A 21437-nucleotide genomic window follows, 5' to 3' on the forward strand; every position below is an offset into this window, starting at 1 on the left:
GGGCGGGTTCGGGTGTGTCGGATCCCTGTTGTGGCGGGCCGCCGGGTCGTACGCTGTCGTTCGATCATGACGGTGTTCCGATGACGGGAGGCCCGTGCCGCTCCTCCACAAGCTCGCCGCGGTCCTCGTCGTCGTGGCCGTCGTCCTCGGGCTGACGCTGCCCGGGGACCGGGACGCGCGCCGGGCCGCGACCGCCGTCCGGGCCGCCGCTGGGGAGAAGGCCGCGGCGGGGCGCCCGCCGGTGCCGTCCGTCGCGCCGGGGAGCCCTCGGGCGAGCGGGACGCCGACGCCGACTCCGTCCGTGACCGCGCCGATCCCGCCCGCCACCGCCGAGGCCGCGCGCGTGCGGGCCGACGAGCTGGGCATGGTCCCCGTGCTCATGTACCACCGGATCATGAAGAAGCCCGAGCTGTCGCTCGACCGGTCGGTGCAGGAGTTCCGCGACGAGGTGAACCGCCTCGCCGACGAGGGCTACGCGCCGATCACCGCCGCCGAGTTCGTCGCGGGCCGGATCGACGTCCCGGCGGGCCGCCACCCCGTCGTCCTCACGTTCGACGACAGCACGCCCGGGCATTTCGGGCTGGACGCGGCGGGCAACCCCGCGCCCGACACGGCCGTCGCGATCCTCCAGGAGGCCGCCCGCACCCATCCGGGGTTCCGGGCGACGGCGACCTTCTACCTCAACAAGGACATCTTCGGGCTCGGCGACCGCGCCGCCGACGGGTTGAAGTGGCTCATCTCACACGGCTACGAGATCGGTAACCACACCGTCACCCACGCGGATCTCTCGCGGCTGTCCAAGCAGGGCGTCCGGGCCGAGATCGGCGGCATGGAGGACCAGATCGTCGCCCTGACCGGCGCGCACACCACCACGTTCGCCTACCCGTTCGGCGCCGTCCCGCGCAAGAGCGAGTGGGCGCGGGCCGACGGCGCCCGGTACGGGTTCAAGGGCGTCTTCCTCGCGGGCTGGAAGCCGTCGGCGTCGCCGTTCACCACCGGCTTCGACCGGTGGGCGATCGACCGCGTCCGGTCCGAGGGGAAGATCAAGGAGAACGACTGCCGTCAGTTCTGCTCGACGGCCTGGTTGGACTACCTGGACAAACACCCGATGGAACGCTATACATCGGACGGGGATCCGGCGACGGTGACGTTCCCTGCGGCCGAGGAGAAGCGGCTCGCCCCGTCGTTCCGGCCCTACGGTCGTCGGTACTGACCGTTTCGTCCGGCGCTGCGGCCCGGAGATTGACCGGGTGCGGTCGCTGTCATATGCTGATCGCTGCGCTGTGGGCTTGCGCGTGCTTCGGACGGAGCAGGCTCGCGCTCGGTCAGGTCGTCGACATCGGTTCGGTTCTTCGACGCGGTGAACCCGCGTCCCTACCCGGTCCTCGGCAGGGCGGAAAAAGGCCCTCCGCGCGCGGAAGACACCGACTATGTCCGTATCCGGAGCCAGCCGACACATGACGAGCAGCACCGAGGCCACCTCGACCACCCCGCAGGTAGCGGTCAATGACATCGGGTCCGAGGAAGCCTTCCTCGCGGCGATCGACGAGACCATCAAGTACTTCAATGACGGCGACATCGTCGAAGGCACCGTCGTCAAGGTCGATCGAGACGAGGTCCTCCTCGACATCGGCTACAAGACGGAAGGTGTCATCCCCTCCCGTGAGCTCTCCATCAAGCACGACGTCGACCCCAACGAGGTCGTCGCCGTCGGAGACCACGTCGAGGCCCTTGTTCTCCAGAAGGAGGACAAGGAGGGCCGGCTGATCCTGTCCAAGAAGCGCGCCCAGTACGAGCGCGCCTGGGGCACGATCGAGAAGATCAAGGACGAGGACGGCATCGTCACCGGCACCGTCATCGAGGTCGTCAAGGGCGGCCTCATCCTCGACATCGGGCTGCGCGGCTTCCTGCCGGCGTCGCTGGTCGAGATGCGGCGCGTGCGTGACCTGCAGCCCTACGTGGGCCGGGAACTCGAAGCCAAGATCATCGAGCTGGACAAGAACCGCAACAACGTGGTCCTGTCCCGCCGGGCGTGGCTGGAGCAGACGCAGAGCGAGGTCCGCCAGACCTTCCTCAACACCCTGCAGAAGGGTCAGGTCCGCAAGGGCGTCGTCTCCTCCATCGTCAACTTCGGCGCCTTCGTGGACCTCGGCGGCGTGGACGGTCTCGTCCACGTGTCCGAGCTGTCCTGGAAGCACATCGACCACCCGTCCGAGGTCGTGGAGGTCGGCCAGGAGGTCACGGTCGAGGTCCTGGACGTCGACATGGAGCGCGAGCGCGTCTCCCTGTCGCTCAAGGCGACCCAGGAAGACCCGTGGCAGCAGTTCGCCCGCACCCACCAGATCGGCCAGGTCGTGCCGGGCCGCGTCACCAAGCTGGTGCCGTTCGGCGCGTTCGTCCGGGTCGAGGAGGGCATCGAGGGCCTGGTCCACATCTCCGAGCTGGCCGAGCGCCACGTCGAGATCCCCGAGCAGGTCGTCCAGGTCGGCGACGAGATCTTCGTGAAGATCATCGACATCGACCTCGACCGGCGCCGGATCAGCCTGTCGCTCAAGCAGGCCAACGAGAGCGCGGCCGGCGTGGACGAAGAGGACTTCGACCCCACGCTGTACGGCATGCCCGCCGAGTACGACGACCAGGGGAACTACAAGTACCCCGAGGGCTTCGACTCCGAGACCGGCGAGTGGCTGGAAGGCTTCGACGAGCAGCGCGAGACCTGGGAGCGGCAGTACGCCGAGGCCCGCGCCCGCTTCGACGCCCACCGGCGCCAGATCGAGGAGGCCCGCAAGGCCGAGGCCGAGGCCGAGACCGGCGGTGCTCCGACGAGCAGCGGCGCCGAGACCTCCTACTCGGGCGGTGCCGACGAGGAGCAGACCGGCGGCGCGCTCGCGACCGACGAGGCCCTCGCCGCCCTGCGCGAGAAGCTCTCCGGAGGCCAGTAGTAGTCGCCGACGGGCGGCGAGCAGGGGTCATCCACCCTGCTCGCCGCCCTTCGGGGTGAGTTTTGTTGCTCGCTGTTGCGGCGGCCTCGTTCCGGGGCCGCCTTTCGGCTTTCCGGGCCGGACGCGCCGGGATTCGCCGCGGGTGAACCGGCCGGGCGGGGTGTTCGCGGACGCCGCGCGCCGTGCGATGGCAGGATGAACACGGTCGGAGGCCGATCCGGGACGGGTCGGCCGGCCGTGACCCGTTTCCCGCCCCCACGACCCCCTCCCGGAGCGTTCGTTCCATTGGCCAGCACCGAATCCGAATCCCGCACCGGCGCCACCCCGCCGACCGCCCCCGCACCGCGACCCGGCGGCCCCGCGCCGTCCGGGCCGTCGATCGTGCCGCGCGGTCCGGCGCGCCTCACGCTGATCGCGGTCACCGTCGCGGTCCTCGCGCAGATCGTCCGGTACGCCCTGCCGCAGCTCGACCACGGGGACGGCGCGGGCGCGGGATCCGCCGTGGTCGCGGTCCTCGTCGTCCTCGCCGCCGGGGCGCTGTCCCCGCTGGTGCGCCGCGCGGCGGGCGCGCGCGGGCTGCTCGCGGCCGGGATCGGCGGGCTGCTGCTCGTCCGGGTCGCCGCGCAGGCCGCCGGGCCGCAGGCGTGGCTGGCCGTCGCGGGCGCCGTCGTCGGGACGGTCGCCGTCGCCGCGCTGTACGAGGGCGCGCGCGGTCTGTCCGGCGTCGGGTTCGCGACCGCGACGGTCGCGGGCCTGGCCGCCGACACCGCCGTCCGGATGGCGTTCGGGACCTGGGACCCGATCTGGCAGGACGGCGTCGGGCCGTGGCTCGTCTGCCTGGTGTTCGCCGGGCTCGGCGCGGCGGCGCTGTACCGGGAGATCGCGTCCGGGCCGGTGCCGCCGCCCGGCGTGACGTGGCGGGACGCGCTCGGCGCCGCCGCGTTCGGCCCGTTCCTCGCGCTGCAGATCCTCGTGCTGTCCAGCCCGGCGTTCGTGGCGTCGGCGGGCTGGAAGTCGCTGACCGTCGCGCACGTCGTCGTGGTCGTCGGGCAGGGCCTCGCGCTGGCGTTCCTCGCGTCCGGGCTGGCCGTGCGGGCGGTGCCGGGCGGGGTGTGCGTGCTCGGCGGGACGCTGCTCGGCGTCGGAGCGGGCGCCATCGCGGGGACGTACGCGGTGTCGGGCGTCGAGATCCTGCCGGTCGTCGTCGGCGGGCAACTGCTGGCGGCGTGGCTGCTGGCGGTCGCGTGCCGCGCCCCGCTGCGCCGCGCCGGGACGGGCGGCGCCGTGTGGCGGGTGGACCTGACGGCGGGCCTCGGCGCGTTCCTCGTCGCGGTCGTGCTCGTCGCGTACCAGGTCAGCGCGGTGAAGGCCGTGCCGGTCCCGAACAACGTCCTGCCCGGCCTCGCCGGGATCCTGCTCGGCGGGCTCGCGGCGATCGCGGCGGCGCGCGGCGGTCCGCTGCCCGCGCGGGCGCCGCTGCGCGCGGTGACGGCGGGCGGCTCGGCGCTCGTGCTGCTCGCCGGGACGGCCGTGTACGCGGCGGCGTCCCCGTCCGGCGACGCGCCCTCCGCGCCCGGCGGCGGACGCGTCCGGATCACCACCTACAACATCCACGACGCCGTCGACGGCACCGGCCGCCTCGACCCGGACGCGGTCGCGACGGCCATCGCCGCGCAGCGCCCCCAGGTCGTGCTGCTCCAGGAGACCGGACGTGGGTCGCTGCCGTCCGGCACCGCCGACGTCGCGGTGTGGCTGTCGCGGCGGCTCGGCATGAAGCTGCTGTGGGGACCGGCCGCCGACGGCCAGTTCGGCAACGCGATCCTCACCTCGCTGCCGGTCCGCCGCTCGGGCACCGGGCGGATGCCGCGCGCCGACTGGTCGCAGATCCGCGGGTACGTGTGGGCGCGGCTCGCCGTCGGGTCCACGACGCTGGACGTGTGGTCCACGCACCTGGCCTACGGCGGCCCGGGCGAACGGCTCGGCGAGGCGTCGTCGCTGCTGCGCGCCTGGTCGCGGGCGCCCCGGACGATCATCGGCGGCGACCTCAACGCCGAACCCGGCTCCGACGAGATCATCCGGCTGACGACCGACACGGGCCTGCGCAGCGCCGGGACGGGCGACGGCGCCCCGACCGGCCCGCACGGCACCCGCGTCGACTGGATCCTCGGCACCGACGACCTGGCGTTCGACGACTACCGGGTCGCGCCGGGCGGCCCGTCCGACCACCGTCCGGTGACCGTCACGGTGCGCGTCGCGGGATGAGCGACGTGGAGATCGCCGTCGCGGACCCGGCGGACGCGGGGGAGATCCTGACCGTCCAGCGCGCCGCGTACGTCACCGAGGCGCAGCTCTACGGCGACCCGTTCATCGCGCCGCTGGTGGAGTCGCTGGACCAGATGCGCCGCGCGGTCGCCGACGCCGACGCGGTCGTGCTCAAGGCCGTGTCCGGCGGCCGGATCGTCGGCGCGGTGCGCGGCCGGGTCGCCGGGAGCACCTGCCTGGTCGGACGGCTCGTCGTCGCCCCCGACTCCCAGGGCCGGGGCACCGGACGGGCGCTGCTCGCCGCGCTGGAGGCGGCCGTGGCGGAACGCGCCGACGCGTGCGTCCTGTTCACCGGCCACCTCAGCGACGCGAACCTGCGCCTCTACCGCCGCGCCGGGTACGCCGAGACGCACCGCGAGCGCGTCGCCGGGCACCTCACGCTCGTCCACCTCCGCAAGCCCCTGGACGCGGCGCCGCGCACGCCGTGAGTACGGTGGGTCCCGTGCTGACAGTGGGACTCACCGGCGGGATCGGTTCGGGCAAGAGCGAGGTGTCGGCGCGGCTCGCCGCGCACGGCGCCGTGGTGGTCGACGCGGACCGGATCGCGCGCGAGGTCGTGGAGCCGGGCACGCCGGGCCTGGCCGCCGTCGTCGCCGAGTTCGGCGACGACGTGCTGCTGCCGGACGGCGGCATGGACCGGGAGAAGGTCGGCTCGATCGTCTTCGCCGACCCCGACCGCCTGAAGGCGCTCAACGCGATCGTCCATCCGCTCGTCGCCGAGCGGTCGCAGCAGATCATGGACGCGGCGCCGCCGGACGCGATCGTCGTCTACGACGTCCCGCTGCTGGTCGAGAACGACCTCGGCGCGCTCTACGACGTCGTCGTGGTCGTGGACGCGCCCGTCGAGACGCAGCTCGAACGGCTCACCGGCAGGCGCGGCATGACCGAGGAGGCCGCGCGGGCGCGGATCGCCGCGCAGGCCACACGGGAACAGCGCCGCGCCGCCGCCGACGTCGTCCTGGACAACTCAGGCCCGCTGGACGCCCTGCACGCGGCGGTGGACGCCCTGTGGGACGACCTCCGCCGCCGCGCCGGAACGATCACCTCGGCCTAGAACGGCGCCTCCAGGGGGATCCGCCGGACCTCGGGCAGGTAGGGGTCGAGTTCGCCGGGCTCGAACCGGACCATCCCGATCGCGTACCAGAACTCGCCCCCGGCGGTGCCCTCGGACTTGTACCGGCCGTCGGGCGCGAGCGCGGCCCAGCCCTCGGGCAGGCCGAGCAGGGTGACGCGGCGGAACGCGGCGTCGCGGTCGGCGACGTCCCACAGGATGACCGCGCCGTCGTCGCCGGCGGTGGCGAGGGTCGTGCCGTCGGGGGAGAACTCCGCCGACCAGATCCGGCGGGTGTGGCCGGACAGGGTGCGCAGGTGGCGGCCGGTGCGGGCGTCCCAGAGCCGGACGACCAGGTCGTCCCCTGCGGTGGCGAGCAGGGATCCGGACGGGGCGAACGCCGCCGTCCACAGCCGCCCCGTGTGCCGGGTGAGGACGTGCCGGGTGCGGCGGGCCTCGACGTCCCAGATCCGGACGGTCCCGTCGTTGCCCGCCGTCGCGAGCAGTTCCCCGGTCGCGTCGTAGGCGACCTGGTACACGCGGTCGGAGTGCCCCGCGAGGCTCGCGAGCAGCGTGCCCTCCTCGGGGTCCCAGATCCGCACGACGCCGTCGTCGCAGCCCGTCGCGAGGGTCGCGCCGCCGGGCGCGAACGCGATGGACCGGACGCGGCCCCGGTGCTCGGCGAGGTTGGAGACCTCCCGGCCCGTCGTCCAGTACCAGACGCGGACGGTGTCGTCGTCGTTGGCGGTCGCGAGGACGTCCCCGGCCGGGCCGAACGCCTGCGCCCACACGTGGTCGGTCTCGACGTTCACCTCCCGCTCGAACACGCCCGCCGCCGCCTGCCACAGGTGCACGCCGCCGTCGTTGGTCGCGGTGGCGAGCTGCACGCCCGCCGGGTTGAACGCCGCCGAGGTGAGGTTGTCGGCCGGGCCGTGCAGCTCGCGCACCATCCGCCCCGTCCGGGGCTCCCAGAGCCGGACGACGCCGTCGTTGCCGCTGGAGGCCAGCAGCCCGCCGTCCGGGCTGAACGACACCCCGGTGAGGCGCCGCCCGTGGCCGCGCAGGACGACGCGGCAGTCGCCCGTCCCGGCGTCCCACAGCCGCGCGGTGCCGTCGTTGCTCGTCGTGGCGAGCTGCGCGCCGTCGGGACGGAACGCGAACGGCCACACCGCGCCCCGGTGCCCGGCGAGGGTGAGCCGCTGCGCGCCGGTCGCCGGATCCCACAGCCGGACCGAGCCGTCGCTGTCGGACGTCGCGAGGCGCGTCCCGTCCGGGCTGAACGCCGCCTGGTAGATCGCGGCGGTGTGGCCCGACAGGGTGCGGCGGTGGTCGCCGTCCTCCCACAGTCGCAGCGACCCGTCGGTGTCGCCGGTGACCATCAGCCGGCCCTCGGGGTGGAACGCGATGGCGTAGATGCGGCCGGTGTGCCCGAGCAGTTCGTCGGCGATCTCGCCGGTCGCGATGTTCCACAGCCGGACGACGCCCGCCTCGTCGCCCGCCGCCAGCAGCGCCCCGCCGGGATGGAACACCGCGCGGAACACCGCGCCCCGGTGGCCGGTCAGGGTGCGGCGCAGCTCGCCGGTGGCGACGTCCCAGACCCGCAGCGTGCCGCCCGCGTCGCCGGTGACCAGCAGTGTGAGCGTCGGGTCGAACACGGCGGTGTAGACGGGCGCGGTGTGGCCGGGCAGCTCGCGCAGCAGCGCGCCCGTCCCGGCGTCGAAGATCCGCAGGACGCCGTCGGCGGCGCCCGCCGCGATCCGCGCGGACCCGTCGCGGGCGGACCCGGCGACGATCACCGGCCACACGCCCTCGGGATGGACGGTCAGCGTGTGCGCGCACGCGCCGGTCGCGAGGTCCCAGACGCGGACGGCGCCGTCCGCCGAGCCCGTGACCAGCAGGGAGCCCGCCGCGTCGAACGCGACCGCGTACGTCCGGTCCCGGTGGCCCTGGAGGGTGCGCAGCGGGGCCCCGGTGACGGCGTCGCAGACGAGCACGCCGCCGTCCTCGGCGCCGATCGCGACGATCGCGCCGCCCGGGCTGTAGGCGAGCGGCTGCGGCAGCCGGCTCTGCCGGAAGTGGAAGCCGTACGGGACGCCGACCGCCGCCGGGGCGAGCTGCGTCTCGATCGGGCTGCCGGGCGCGATCGCCGCCTCGTACAGCTCGGGGGCGCGGGCGATCCGGTCGGGGACGGTCGCGCCGATCAGCGCGGCGCGCGTCCACTTGCCGCCCTCCACCGCGACGTCGCGCAGGTCGGCGCGGGCGAGCCGGGCCCGCGACAGGTCCGCGCCGCGCAGGTCGGCGCCGGTGAGGCGGGCCTCGTCCAGCCGCGCCCCGGCGAGCGTCGCGTCGCGCAGCACCGCGCGGGACAGGTTCGCGCCGACGAGCCGCGCGTCGGTCAGGTCCGCGCCGGTGAGGTCGACGTCCTGGAGGTCGCGGTAGGACAGGTCCTCGCCCGCGAGGTTCGCGCCGCGCAGGTCGGCGCGGGCGGGGGTGCGCAGCCGCGTCGTCACCTTGATCGCGTTGGCGCGGGCGGCGTCCCCGGCGGCGGTGTCGGCGAGGACGCCCGCCGCCCACTCCTGGAGCGCGCGGGTGTCGGCGAGGTCGCACAGGAAGTCCACGGTGAGCTGGCTCAGCGCGCCGCGCGCCAGCTCGTCCGGGACGCCGTCGGCGAACCCCGCCGCGATGTGCCGCGCGACGAGCCATTCGGCGACGGACGCGTGGATGAACCCGAACAGCCCCTCGTCGGTCCGGACGAGCAGGCTCCCCGCCCCGACCGCGTGCGCGGCCTGCTGCGGCGACATGCGGTCGCGGCTCAGCCCGGCCAGCGTTTCGGCGACGTCCGACAGCTCGCTGAGCCGCAGGACCTGCTCGTTGCCCTCCCAGGACCGCAGCGCGAGCGTCGTCACGGCCCGCCACATGTCGTCGACGTCCAGGCCGGGCGCGCCGCCCGCCGGACGGGCCCGCGCCGCCTCGAACCGCAGCCACGTCGTCAGGATCTCGCGGTACAGGTCGGCGGGGCTGACGGTGTGCCGGGCCTGCGCGACGGCGCGCAGCCGCTCCTCGGGCAGGTCGGCGATGAAGCTCAGCATCCGCGGGTTGGCGGTCAGGCCGAGCAGTTCCTCGACGCCCTGCAGCAGCCGCAGCCGCTCGTCGGCGGCCTGCTCGTCGCCGTACCGGTTGACCAGGTACGTCCGGACCTGCGCGGGCGAGAAGTCCTCCAGGCCGAGGACGCGCCGGTGCGGCAGCACCCCGACCCGCTCGCCGAGCGCGGTGAGCACCTGCGCCTGCGACTTGAAGTGCTGCGTCCGGCCCGCGACGACGATCTTGGCGTTGTCGGTCGCGGCGCGCAGCAGCGTGTCGAGGTGGTCGGCGGCGCGGTCGTAGGAGACGCGGGTGACCAGCTCGTCGAACCCGTCGAACAGCAGCGCGATCCGGCCCTGCCGCAGCATGTAGTGGAACGCCTTGAGGTCGATCAGCTCCTCGCCCTGGCTCGCCAGGTGCGCGGCGACGAGGGCGTCCACCGAGTGCGCCTTGTCCAGCGCCCGCAGCTCGATGAGGATCGGGACGACGTGCGGCAGCTCGGCCGGGATGCGGCGGGCCAGCTCGCGCAGCGCGAACGTCTTGCCGCGCCCGAAGTCGCCGAGCAGCAGCAGGAACCGGCCGTGGTCGGCCGACAGCAGCCGCAGCATCTCGGCGACGGCGTCGTCCCCGGCGCGGTCGGCCTCGCCCGTCACCCGGTCCAGCTCGCGGAACCGCTGCGGGACGTACAGCGCCGGCGGGTACAGGCCGCCCGACGTCAGCCGCGCCGTCTGCCCCGCGACGTACTCCGACAGGTCCAGCAGGCCCTGGAACTCGGTGAAGCTGCGCAGCCTGATCCCGCGCCGCAGCGCGTCGTCGCGCAGCGCGCGGGGCGGCGGCGGGCCGAGGAAGACCAGCTCCGAGCCGTGGTCGGCGCCGTCGGCGTGGACGTGCCGGACGAACGCGTCCACGTCGTCCTCGGCGAGCGGCCCGACGTGCGCGCCGATCCGGTACTGGCGGACGAACCCCGACTCCAGGTGCGTCAGCAGCAGGTGCGGCGGGTCGGCGTCCACCCGGCGGATCGTGGCGCGCTCGAACCGCGTCTCGCACGCCTCGGCGATCCGGTCCAGCAGCCGCGCGGTCGGGTCGGGGCCCGGCGTGTCGCGGACGTCGCGGCGCGGCTCGGCCGACGTCTCGGCGCCCGGCGGCAGCGCGGGCGGCTCGGCGGCGCGCGGGGCCGGGAACGTGCCGCCCGCGTCGACCCACACGCGGTCGATGACGGTCGGGCCCGGACGTTCCGCCGACGGGATCCAGCGCCGCAGCCCGTCCCGGCCGACCACGACGATCTGGTGCCGTCCGGCGCCCGGCGACGGGACCGACGGCGCCCCCGACGCCAGCTCGGGCACCGCGCCGAACTCGGCCCGCGCGTCCTGGAGCAGCAGGTTCAGATGGCGGCCGAGGACGGCGTCGAGGTCGCCCGCGTCGCGCACCGCGTCCGGCTCCCCGGCGGCGGGGGAGTGCGCGACCGCGCCGATCCGCAGCCACCCGTCGGCCTCGAACCGGCGCAGCCGCTCGGTGAACCACGCCGCCTGCGCCCGGCCGACGAGCCCGTACCGGTCCTCGGGGCGGTGGGTGAGCGCGAGCGTGGAGTTCAGGCCCGCCACGACGACCTTCAGGTCCGTGACGGGGAACAGCGTCCACGGCTGCGCGCTGTCGAAGATCAGCTCGTCCAGGCCCTGGTAGAACTCGGCGAACAGGCCCGCGAAGTGCCGCCACTTCGGCCAGTACGGCGGCTGCGGCTCCACGTCGTCGGCCTCGCAGCTCGCGAAGTACGCCTGCGACGCCGCGCGCGTCACGTCGTGCTCGCCCGGGACGACCACGACCCGGTGCGCCTCCAGCCCGAGCAGCGCCCGCAGGCTCGTGAGGAACGACAGCGCCTCGGTGAACTCGCGGCGGCTGCCCGAGTGCGTGAGGTTGCCCGTCACGACCAGCAGCTCCGGGCGCGGGACGCCCTGGTCGGCGAGGCGCGTGACGTCGCTCCACACGCGGTCCTGGAGTTCGGTCGCGGTCGTCGGGTCGTCCGGGCCGCCGAGCGTCCGGCCGAAGCGCGGCCCCGGCACGTGCAGGACGCTCAGCGTCTCGCGCGGCCCGTCCGCGCCGTCCTCGGCGGCCGGGAAGTGCGGCGCGCGCACCGGGATCCGCCGCGTCGCGCGCTCCCCGGTGAGCGGCGGGCGCTGCGTGCCGGTCTCGGCCGCCGCCAGGCCCGTCGGGGACCGGACGATCCGGGGCGCGGGCGCGTCCTGCGCGGGCGGCGGACCCGGCGGCACCGGCCCGCCGGGGAACCCCGGCCCCTCGAACGGGCGGGCGTGCCCGGCCAGCGCCTCCTCGATCCGCCGCATCAGCAGCGCCCGCGCCCGCGCCGGGTCGTCCACGCCGACGAGGTCCACGTAGGTGATCGTGGACAGCAGGCCGTCGATCGGGCAGTCCTCGATGCGGACGGTGATGAGCTTGCGCGCCGGGTCGTCGGGGTCGGCGCGCAGCGCGGTCATCCACTCCCACCGCCCGTACCGGGACCGCAGGTAGTTGCGCGACAGGACGGCGATGACGACCTTGGCCTCGGTCAGCCCGCGGTCCATGAAGTCGATGAAGTTCGTGCCCGGCACGAAGTCCCACGCCTGCATCATGGTGCGGTGCCCCGACGTTTCGAGCTGCCAGGCGATCCACGACGCCCAGCGCTCGTCCGCCGGGGAGTAGCTGATGAAGAAGTCGGTCGGACGGTCCTGTCCGCGCGCGTCGCCGGGGGAACTCATGCGCTCAGTATCGCGTGACGCGCCGTCCCCGCGCGGGCCCCGCGGGCGACGTGCGATCATGGCCGCCGTGTCCTCCCGGCTGAGCGTGCTCGACGCGATCCGCCTCGGCGTCCTCGCCCTCGGCGTCGTGTTCGTCGCCACCGGGCTGCTCCCCGCCGCCGACGCCCGCGCCAGCCTGGACCGCATCGCCCCGATCCTGCTGTTCCTCGTCAGCGTGATCGTCCTCGCCGAGCTGACCAAGGCGGCGGGGGTCTTCGACCGCATCGCGGGCGCGCTGGCCCGCGCCGGACGCGGACGCTACCCCGCGCTGTTCCTGCTCTGCGTCGCGTTCGCGGCCGTCCTCACCGCGTTCCTCAACCTGGACACGACGGCCGTGCTGCTCACGCCCGTCATGCTCGCGCTCGCCGCCCGCGCCGGGATCGCCGCGCTGCCGCTCGCCATGACGACCGTGTGGCTCGCCAACACCGCGAGCCTCCTGCTGCCGGTGTCCAACCTGACGAACCTGCTCGCCGCCGACCGCGTCGCGCTGGAGACGCCCCGGTTCGCCGCGCGGATGTGGGCGCCGCAGCTCGCCGTCCTCGCGGTGACGATGGCGCTGCTGTGGTGGTTCTTCTGGCGGCGCGGCGAGCGCGGCGCCGACCGCTACGACCCGCCGCCGCCCGCGCCCGCCGGGGACCGCGTCCTGTTCGGCGCGACGTCGCTGGCGTGCCTGCTGTTCGTCGGCGCGATCCTCGCGGGCGTCCACACCGGGTTCCAGCTCGGGATCGCCGCCGCCGTCGCCGCGGTCATCGCGGTGGCCGCGTTCGCCGTCCGGGACCGGCGCGCGCTGCGGCCCGCGCTGATCCCCTGGCAGCTCCTCGTGTTCGTGACGGGCCTGTTCCTCGTCGTCCCGACGCTGGAGCGGTTCGGACTGGACGACGCGATGGCCGCGCTCGTCGGCCGCGACGACGGCGTCGCGGGCGCGCTGCGGGCCGCGTTCTCCGGCGCGGGGCTGTCCAACGTCCTCAACAACCTGCCCGCGTACGTGGCGGGGGAGGCCGCCGTCCCGGCCGCCAACCACGACCAGCTCCTGTCGCTGCTCATCGGGACGAACGTCGGGCCGGTCATCGCGCCGTGGGGGTCGCTGGCCACGCTGCTGTGGTTCGAGTGGTGCCGCCGGTTCGACGTCAAGGTGCCGATCGTCCGGTTCCTCCTGGCCGGGACGGCCCTCGCCGTGCTCGGCACCGCCGCCGCGACGTGCGCGCTTCTCCTGACCTAGAACCTTTTCACTGACCATTCGTGTCGATGTCACTACTCTCCGCGCGGTCATGCGTCATGCTCGGGCACGGCGTGCTCCTGCTGAGAAAGGCGTGACCCGTGCTGAAGAGGTTCACTTCCGGTGCCCTCGTGGTCGTCGTGGGCGGGGCGGCGCCCGCCTGGGGCGGCGGCCCGCCGTCCGCCCGGACGTGGGACGGCGCCGGGTCCGGCGAGCGGCCCGACGCCCGCCGGACCGTCACGTCCGCGCGGGCCGTCGTCGCGCCGCGCTACACCGCCGCGGCCCGGATCGCGCCCGGCGCGGTGCTGCGGACGTTCGAGACGTCCGGGTCCGCCGGGAAGGTCCGCGGCGTCCTGGTCGAGGTCGACCTGCGCGAGCGCCGCGTGCGCCTCGGGCTGCTGCACCCGCCCGCGGTCGCCGCCCGGCGGACGGTCTCGGCGATGGCCGCGTCCCGGCGGGCCGTCGCCGGGATCAACGGCGACTTCTTCGACATCACGACCACCGGCGCGTCCAACGGGCCCGAGATCGACGACGGGCGCCCGCTCAAGGCCGCCGTCCCGGACGGGCAGCGGTTCGGGCCGCAGCCCCCGCCGGCCGCGACCACCGAGGACGTCCTCGGGGTCAGCGCGGCCCGCCGCGCCTACGTCACGCGCCTGCACCTCACCGGCAGCGTCCGGTCCGGCGGGGTGCAGGTCGCGCTGCGCGGCCTCAACCAGTACGCGCTGCCCGTCGGCGGCGCGGGGGCGTTCACGTCCGCGTGGGGCACGGCGTCGCGGCGGCGCGCGGTGTGCGGCACCGACTCCGACCGGCGCGGGCCGTGCTCGTCCGACACCGCCGAGGTCGCCGTGCGCGGCGGACGGGTCGTCACCGTGAAGGTGGGCGTGGGCGGCGGCGCGATCCCGGCGGGCACGACCGTGCTCGTGGGCCGCGACGGCGCGGCGCGGTCGCTGCGCAAACTGCGTCCGGGCGACCGCGTCAGCGTCGGATACCGGCTCACCGGGCCGCACAAACTGCGGTTCGCCGTCGGCGGGTTCCCGATCCTGCGCGACGGCGCGCCGTCCGACGGGCTCGTCCCCGGAGGCGCGGCGCCGCGCACGGCGGCGGGCGTCAGCCGCGACGGCCGCCGCGTCTACCTCGTCGTCGTGGACGGACGCTCCGAGGACAGCGGCGGCCTCACCCTCGGCGAACTGTCCGCGCTGCTCGCCCGCGCCGGCGCCGACGACGCCGTCAACCTCGACGGCGGCGGCTCGTCCGCGCTCGTCGCCCGGGCGCCCGGCGCGCGCGGCACGACCGTCCGCAACCACCCGTCCGACGGGTCCGAACGCGCCGTCGCCAACGGCATCGGCGTGTTCACCCGCTGAGGCCCGCGAGCGCGGCCCGCGCCACCGTCCGCAGCGCCGCGCCCTCGCACGGCCGCCGCGCCACCCGGTGCGCGGCGCCGCCGAGCGGACCGAGCGACAGGTTCGGCAGGCCGGGCCGCTCCGCCCCGAGCGCGATCGTCGCCGCGCCGTCCGCGGCGACGACGCTCTCATGGAACACCCCGGCCCGCAGCCGGTACACCGCGCCCGCCCCGAACCGCTCGGCCGTGCCCGCCGCGTGCCGGACGGTCCGCTCCGTGGGGCGCAGCTCGTCGCCGTCCGGGCCGCTGGTCACCGCGAACAGCCGGTGCGTCGGACGCCCGTCCGGCGCCAGCTCAGGCAGCCGGTTCCCCACCGCGCCGAACAGCACGTAGCTGTCCAGCTCCCAGCTGTGGCAGTGGATCGCGGACGTCGTGGGCGCCGCCGCCGGAAGCTCCGACGTCCACACGTGCAGGCACACGCCCGCGCCGCCGTCCCGCTCCACCGGCAGGCACACGAACCCGAGCGGATGATGGACCGCCGCGACGCCCGGACCCGCCGCCCGCTCCAGGATCTCCCGCGCCCACGCCCGCAGCGCCCCGTGGTCGGGCGTCCCGGACAGGTGCGCGGCCAGCTCGTCCCGTTTCACGCGCCTCCTCCGGACCGGTCACGCGGGCGACGGCGCCCCCGGACGCAGCGCCTTGCGGACGATGTCGATCACGTCGCGGTCGGTGTACGAACGCGGGACCGGCAGGTCCAGCACCTCGAACAGGCGGCGGATCTCCTCGATCGTCGGCTCGTCGCCGAGCGGCACCGTCCGCGCCCGCTCCAGCGGCACCCGCCGCGCCTGGTCCAGGCTCGTCTGCAGCTCCGCCGCGCACCAGCCGTAGTAGAACTTGCCGCTGTCCACGACGAGCACGTCGCTCGCCGGGTTGTCCCGGGTGACGATCACGTGCGACGCCGACAGGTCGTAGCGCAGCGTCGTCATCGTCCGGGACAGGCCGAGGTCGATGTCGAGCATCGCGAACCGCTGTTTGTGCCAGCACGCCGCGAGGATCGTCGCCATGACCTCCTTGCGGACCCGCTCGCCCGTCCACCGGCCGCCGACGTCGCCCGGACGCGGCTCGGGCAGCGACGCCTTGTGCCGCGCCAGCGTCTCGCACACCACGTCGTCGGTCGGATCCACCAGTTCCACCCGGAACAGCAGCGTGCGGCGCTCGCGGCGGGCCTCGGCGACGCAGTCGGGCAGCGTCCGGTCCCGGAAGTACGAGCCGGTGCCGCCCTTGTAGAACCATCGGTCGGTGCGGCGCCGCGCCTCGTCCAGCACCTGGTCGACCTGGGCCCGGCTCACCACGCGGACGACGGACGTCTCGTCCAGCGCGCGGCGCGCCCCGTCCACGACGCCCTCGAACCGCTCGATCTGCTCCATCCGCCCGGCCAGCTCGGCGAGCGTCCGCGTCGAGTCCCGCAGGGAGTCGCGGACCTCCTCCTCCACCGGCCCGCGCCGCGCCCGGTCCCGCAGGACGGACGTGGCCATCAGCCCGACCACCGCCAGCACCGCGCTGTTGGTCACCTCGGTCTCGTGCGGAATGTTCACCCCGAGCCCGAGGACCGCGACCACCACGGCGATCACGAGGGCGACGAAGGCGTCGGCGTTCTTCCCGAGCCACACGGCGAATCGGGTCATGATTGGCGGCATCCCCGTCCTTGTCGGCGCCGACATCGTAACCACGGCCGGGGACGCGGGCCACCGGCCGCGGGCGGGCGGCGGCCCGGGCCGCGCGGGGTCCGCGCCGGTTCAACGGGGGTTATAGGGTCCTGACCATGCACGGGCGGGGGTTCGACGCACCGTCCCGGGCGGCAGCGTCGCCGCCGGGGCGTTCGCCTGCCCGTGCCCGGATCCACGCCGTCCTCGCCCCGTGCGCCCGCGCGCTGCGGTGGCCGACGGTCCGGTCGGCGGTCCTGGACGTCGCGCTCGCCGTCGGGTTCGCCGTCGTGGACGGTCTGTTCCTCTACTTCGCCTACCAGCACTTCTGGCTCCCGCCCGGCGTCGTCGCGGCGTGCGGGGCGGTCGGGGCGCTGGCGATCGTCGTCCGGCGCCGGTTCCCGGTGACGCTCGCGCTGTTCTCCCTGGTCTTCGGGACGGTCACCGGCGGCGCGGGCTTCGCCGTCCTCGTCATCCTGTACTCGCTCGGCGCGTACGCGCCGTCACGGCGGACCGCCCTCGCCGTCACCGGGGTCGGCTACGCGGTGTCGCTGGTGTTCACCGGCCCCACGGACGCGGACGGGTCGTTCGTCGCGCAGGCCGGGTTCGGGCTGGCGTTCACCGCGCTGCCGCTCGTCCTCGGCCTCTACATGGGCGCGCGCAAGCAACTCCTCGCCTCGCTGCAGGAGCGCGCCGCGCGGCTGGAGCGCGAGCAGGGGCTGCTCGCCGAGCGCGCCCGCGCCGAGGAGCGGACGCGCATCGCCCGCGAGATGCACGACGTCGTCGCCAACCGGGTCAGCGTCATGGTCGTCCACGCCGGGGCGCTGCGCGCGATCGCCCGCAACGACCCCGAGCGGGCCGCCGAGACGGCCGCCGTGATCGGCGAGATGGGCCGGCAGGCGCTCCAGGAGCTGCGGCAGGTCGTCGGGGTGCTGCGGCAGGGCGAGGAGGCCGTCGCGTCGGACGTCCCGGGCGTCGCCGAGGTCCGCGACCTCGTCGGGCAGTCCGGCGCGACCGGGCTGCGGGTCGAGCTGGACGTCCACGGGGAGGAGCGGCCCATGCCGCCCGCCGTCGGACGGACGGTCTATCGCATCGTCCAGGAGGCGCTGACGAACGTCCACAAGCACGCCGGGGACGCCGCCACGTCCGTCGCGCTGCGGATCCTGCCCGAGGCCGTCGAGGTGGAGATCGTCAACGAGCCGCCGCGCGACCGGCCCCGGCACGGCCTGCCGAGCGGCGGGAACGGCCTGGTCGGGCTCCGCGAGCGGGTCACCGCGCTCGGCGGCCGGTTCGCCGCCGGTCCCGGGGCGCGCGGCGGCTACTCCGTCACCGCCCGGCTGCCGCTACCCGCCTCCTGACCTGCGGAAATAATCGGCCGACCGGGATTGTCGTACCTCTTGCATAGAGTGTGGGGAGCCGGTTGCCGGAACGTCCGGAGCGGCCCGCGCGGGAGGGTGGTCATGCGGCCTGTCACGGACCTGAAGCGCCGTGTGGCGCCCATCGAGGTCGTCACCGAGATGAAGCCCTCGGGCGACCAGCCCGAGGCGATCCGGCAGCTCGCCGAACGCGTCCGGCGCGGCGAGAAGGACTCGGTGCTCCTCGGCGCCACCGGCACCGGCAAGACCGCCACGGTCGCCTGGCTGGCCGAGCAGGTGCAGCGGCCGATGCTGGTCATGCAGCCGAACAAGACGCTCGCGGCCCAGTTCGCCAACGAGCTGCGCGAGATGCTGCCCAACAACGCGGTCGAGTACTTCGTCTCGTACTACGACTACTACCAGCCCGAGGCGTACATCCCGCAGACCGACACCTACATCGAGAAGGACTCCTCGATCAACGACGAGGTGGACCGGCTGCGCCACTCGGCGACGAACTCGCTGCTCACCCGGCGGGACACGATCGTCGTCGCCTCGGTGTCGTGCATCTACGGCCTCGGCACGCCGCAGGAGTACGTGGACCGGATGGTCACGCTGCGGGTCGGGCAGGAGATCGAGCGCGACCAGCTCCTCCGCGACCTCGTCGCGATGCAGTACACCCGCAACGACCTGGCGTTCACGCGCGGCACCTTCCGCGTCCGGGGCGACACGATCGAGATCATCCCGCAGTACGAGGAACTGGCCGTCCGGATCGAGATGTTCGGCGACGAGATCGAGAAGCTCGCCACCCTGCATCCGCTGACCGGCGAGGTGCTGTCGGAGGACGAGGAGCTGTACGTCTTCCCCGCGTCGCACTACGTCGCCGGGCCGGAGCGGATGGAACGGGCGATCCGCGACATCGAGGCCGAGTTGACGGAGACGCTGGCCGTCCTGGAGGCGCAGAACAAGCTGCTGGAGGCCCAGCGGCTCCGGATGCGCACCACCTACGACATCGAGATGATGCGGCAGGTCGGCACCGCGTCCGGGATCGAGAACTACTCGCGGCACATCGACGGCCGCGCGGCCGGGACGGCGCCGAACACGCTGCTGGACTACTTCCCCGAGGACTTCCTGCTCGTCATCGACGAGTCGCACCAGACCGTCCCGCAGATCGGCGCGATGTACGAGGGCGACGCGTCCCGCAAGCGGATGCTGGTCGAGCACGGCTTCCGGCTGCCGTCGGCGATGGACAACCGGCCGCTGAAGTGGGAGGAGTTCCTGGAGCGCATCGGGCAGACGATCTACCTGTCCGCGACGCCCGGGCCCTACGAGATGGGCCGGGTCCAGGGCGACGTGGTGGAGCAGGTCATCCGCCCGACGGGCCTGGTCGACCCGCAGATCGTCGTGAAGCCCACCAAGGGGCAGATCGACGACCTCGTCCACGAGATCCGCGAGCGCACCGAGCGGGACGAGCGCGTCCTCGTCACCACGCTCACCAAGAAGATGGCCGAGGACCTCACCGACTACCTGCTGGAACTCGGCATCCAGGTCCGCTACCTGCACAGCGAGGTCGACACGCTGCGGCGGATCGAGCTGCTGCGCGAACTGCGCTCGGGCGACTTCGACGTCCTCGTCGGCATCAACCTGCTGCGCGAGGGCCTGGACCTGCCCGAGGTGTCGCTCGTCGCGATCCTGGACGCCGACAAGGAGGGCTTCCTGCGGTCGGAGACGTCGCTGATCCAGACGATCGGCCGCGCGGCGCGGAACGTGTCCGGCCAGGTCCACATGTACGCCGACAAGGTCACGCCGTCGATGCAGCGGGCGATCGAGGAGACCGAGCGGCGCCGCGCCAAGCAGGAGGCGTACAACGCCGAGCACGGCATCGAGCCGCGCGCGCTGCGCAAGCGCATCGCCGACATCCTCGACTCCCTCGCCCGCGAGGACGCCGACACCGAGACCCTGATCGGCGGCGGGGGCCGACAGCAGAGCCGCGGCAAGGCGCCCGTGCCGGGGCTGGCGTCGCGCAGCCGCGAGGCGGGCCGGCACGCCGCCGACCTCGTCGGCGAGCGTCCGCGCGCCGAGCTGGAGTCGCTGATCGAGCAGATGACCGAACAGATGCACCAGGCCGCCGCCGACCTGCAGTTCGAACTCGCCGCCCGCCTGCGCGACGAGATCAAGGAACTGAAGCGCGAACTGCGCGAGATGAAAGAGGCCGGTGTGAGCTGACCCCGCGTCCGCTGTGAGTGTTCCTGATACGACCGGAGGAATGGGCGGGATGACGGCGGCGATGCCCACGCAGGACGACGTGCTCGGGTACTTCGACACGTTGTCGAACTGGGGGCGCTGGGGCGACGACGACGAGCGCGGCACGCTGAACCACATCACCGACGACGTCCGGCTCGCGGCGGCGCGGGCGGTGCGGCACGGCCGGAGCGTGTCGTGCGCGTGGGAGATCGCCGTGCCGGACGAGATGGAGCGGTCGACCACGGCGTGCCCGTGCGCCGCCGACATGCCGGGCGCCGAGCACATGCCGTCGCCCACGTTCGCCAACGACCGGCGCTGGGGCTTCTCGTCCGAGCGGCTCGGCCTGATGTTCCACGGCAACACCGTCACCCACGTCGACTCGCCGTGCCACATCTTCTGGGACGGCGCGATGTACAACGGGCGGTCGCACGCGCTGGTCGACCCCGCCACGGGATCGGGGTGGGCGGCCGTCACGGCGGCGGCGGACGGGATCGTCACGCGCGGCGTCCTGCTGGACGTCGCGCACGTCCGCGGCGTGCCGTGGCTGGAGCCGGGCGAGGGTGTGTTCCCCGAGGATCTTGAAGCGGCCGAACGTCGGCAGGGCGTGCGGGTCGGTCCCGGCGACGCGGTGCTGCTGCGGACCGGGTACGGCCGGTTCCGGCACGAGAACGGCGCGGGCGGCGGCCACACGCAGGCCGGATGGCACGCGTCCTGCCTGCCCTGGCTTCACGAACGCCGGGTCGCGCTGATCGGCGCCGACACCCCGCAGGACGTCCAGCCGTCCGGCTACCGGGACGTGCTGATGCCCGTCCACGCGGTGGGCCTCGTCGCGATGGGCCTGTGGCTGCTCGACAACTGCGACCTGGAGGCGTGCGCGGCGACGGCCGCCGACCTCGGCCAGTGGGACTTCCAGCTCGCGGTCGCGCCGGTCCGCTTCGCCGGGACGTCCGGCAGCCCGGTCAACCCGATCGCCACCTTCTGACCGGCAAGACCGCCGGGCGCGACCACCGGGCGCGGTCAGGGCTTCTGCCAGAGCAGGGAGTAGCCAGAGCAGGCGGCGGCGGAAGCGGCTGCCGGGCAGGACGCGGCGGGACGTCCGGCGCATCTCGCCCCAGGACTCGCGGGGGTCCCGGACCCCGGTGCGAACAGCTCCGGGTGGGTGCCGGGGAAGCCCGTCTCGGCGAAGCGCGCGTGCGGGAGATCGCCGCAGTGGGCGCGCGCCGCCGCGATCATCTCCGGGGAGCGGTCGACGCCCGTCACGTGCCGCGCGCGGGCGGCGAGCTTCCGGATCAGTGTTCCGTCTCCGCAGCCGACGTCCAGCGCGCGCCCGCACCCGTCCGGCACGAAGCCGAGCACGAGCGGGTGGTAGTGGACGTTGTGGTTCCACTGCTCGTCCATCGG

14 protein-coding genes are annotated in these 21437 nt (G+C 74.5%); 10 read left to right on the forward strand and 4 right to left on the reverse strand.

The window, feature by feature from the left end; all coding sequences use genetic code 11:
• Positions 1-94: 94 nt before the first annotated feature.
• The 5 genes from GQ466_RS08755 (at position 95) to coaE (ending at position 6318) form a co-directional block, all read left to right on the forward strand.
• Positions 95-1213: a polysaccharide deacetylase family protein gene (locus GQ466_RS08755; protein WP_161102186.1), complete on the forward strand. Its 1119-nt coding sequence runs from the start codon at positions 95-97 to the stop codon at positions 1211-1213.
• A 244-nt stretch (positions 1214-1457) separates the two neighbouring features.
• Complete coding sequence (gene rpsA / locus GQ466_RS08760; protein ID WP_161102187.1) at positions 1458-2942, forward strand: 30S ribosomal protein S1; 1485 nt, start codon at positions 1458-1460, stop codon at positions 2940-2942.
• A gap of 285 nt (positions 2943-3227) precedes the next feature.
• Entirely contained in the window at positions 3228-5204 is a 1977-nt protein-coding gene (locus GQ466_RS08765) for an endonuclease/exonuclease/phosphatase family protein (RefSeq protein ID WP_161102188.1), read from the forward strand.
• Positions 5201-5692: a GNAT family N-acetyltransferase gene (locus GQ466_RS08770; protein WP_161102189.1), complete on the forward strand. Its 492-nt coding sequence runs from the start codon at positions 5201-5203 to the stop codon at positions 5690-5692. The genes GQ466_RS08765 and GQ466_RS08770 overlap by 4 nt, the downstream gene beginning before the upstream one ends.
• A 14-nt stretch (positions 5693-5706) precedes the next feature.
• The gene (gene coaE / locus GQ466_RS08775; RefSeq protein WP_161102190.1) at positions 5707-6318 is read left to right on the forward strand and encodes a dephospho-CoA kinase; all 612 of its coding nucleotides are present in this window, start codon (positions 5707-5709) and stop codon (positions 6316-6318) included.
• Here the strand turns inward: coaE and GQ466_RS08780 are convergent.
• Positions 6315-12143, reverse strand: coding sequence for a WD40 domain-containing protein (locus GQ466_RS08780; protein WP_161102191.1), 5829 nt, complete (start codon positions 12141-12143; stop codon positions 6315-6317). The two genes, coaE and GQ466_RS08780, sit on opposite strands and share 4 nt — an antisense overlap.
• 58 nt (positions 12144-12201) lie before the next feature.
• Here GQ466_RS08780 and GQ466_RS08785 point away from each other — a divergent pair, with 58 nt between their 5' ends.
• Both GQ466_RS08785 and GQ466_RS08790 read left to right on the forward strand, forming a co-directional pair.
• A complete protein-coding gene (locus GQ466_RS08785; protein ID WP_161102192.1) occupies positions 12202-13401 on the forward strand; it encodes an ArsB/NhaD family transporter in 1200 nt (399 codons plus the stop codon).
• Between the two features lie 98 nt (positions 13402-13499).
• Positions 13500-14759 carry a phosphodiester glycosidase family protein gene (locus tag GQ466_RS08790; RefSeq protein WP_202420023.1) on the forward strand — a complete coding sequence of 420 codons (1260 nt, stop codon included), beginning with the start codon at positions 13500-13502 and terminating at the stop codon, positions 14757-14759.
• On the opposite strand, the gene GQ466_RS08795 is transcribed toward GQ466_RS08790, so the two are convergent.
• Positions 14749-15384 carry a hypothetical protein gene (locus tag GQ466_RS08795; RefSeq protein ID WP_337193374.1) on the reverse strand — a complete coding sequence of 212 codons (636 nt, stop codon included), beginning with the start codon at positions 15382-15384 and terminating at the stop codon, positions 14749-14751. The two genes, GQ466_RS08790 and GQ466_RS08795, sit on opposite strands and share 11 nt — an antisense overlap.
• A gap of 18 nt (positions 15385-15402) precedes the next feature.
• The gene (locus GQ466_RS08800) at positions 15403-16422 is read right to left on the reverse strand and encodes a hypothetical protein (protein ID WP_161102193.1); all 1020 of its coding nucleotides are present in this window, start codon (positions 16420-16422) and stop codon (positions 15403-15405) included.
• Between the two features lie 137 nt (positions 16423-16559).
• On the opposite strand from GQ466_RS08800, the gene GQ466_RS08805 reads away from it, so the two are divergent.
• The 3 genes from GQ466_RS08805 (at position 16560) to GQ466_RS08815 (ending at position 21018) form a co-directional block, all read left to right on the forward strand.
• Entirely contained in the window at positions 16560-17798 is a 1239-nt protein-coding gene (locus tag GQ466_RS08805) for a sensor histidine kinase (RefSeq protein WP_161102194.1), read from the forward strand.
• 102 nt (positions 17799-17900) lie between these two features.
• On the forward strand, positions 17901-20018 hold the full coding sequence (gene uvrB, locus GQ466_RS08810; RefSeq protein ID WP_161102195.1) for an excinuclease ABC subunit UvrB: 2118 nt from the start codon (positions 17901-17903) through the stop codon (positions 20016-20018).
• A gap of 49 nt (positions 20019-20067) precedes the next feature.
• Positions 20068-21018 carry a cyclase family protein gene (locus tag GQ466_RS08815; protein WP_237417621.1) on the forward strand — a complete coding sequence of 317 codons (951 nt, stop codon included), beginning with the start codon at positions 20068-20070 and terminating at the stop codon, positions 21016-21018.
• Positions 21019-21053: 35 nt separating this feature from the next.
• Here the strand turns inward: GQ466_RS08815 and GQ466_RS08820 are convergent, their stop codons facing one another.
• Positions 21054-21434 (reverse strand): methyltransferase domain-containing protein, encoded by a 381-nt coding sequence (locus GQ466_RS08820; RefSeq protein ID WP_161102196.1) that lies wholly within the window; start codon positions 21432-21434, stop codon positions 21054-21056.
• Positions 21435-21437 lie beyond the last annotated feature (3 nt).

The sequence above is a fragment of the Actinomadura rayongensis genome (assembly GCF_009831215.1).
Classification (GTDB): Bacteria; Actinomycetota; Actinomycetes; order Streptosporangiales; family Streptosporangiaceae; genus Spirillospora; species Spirillospora rayongensis.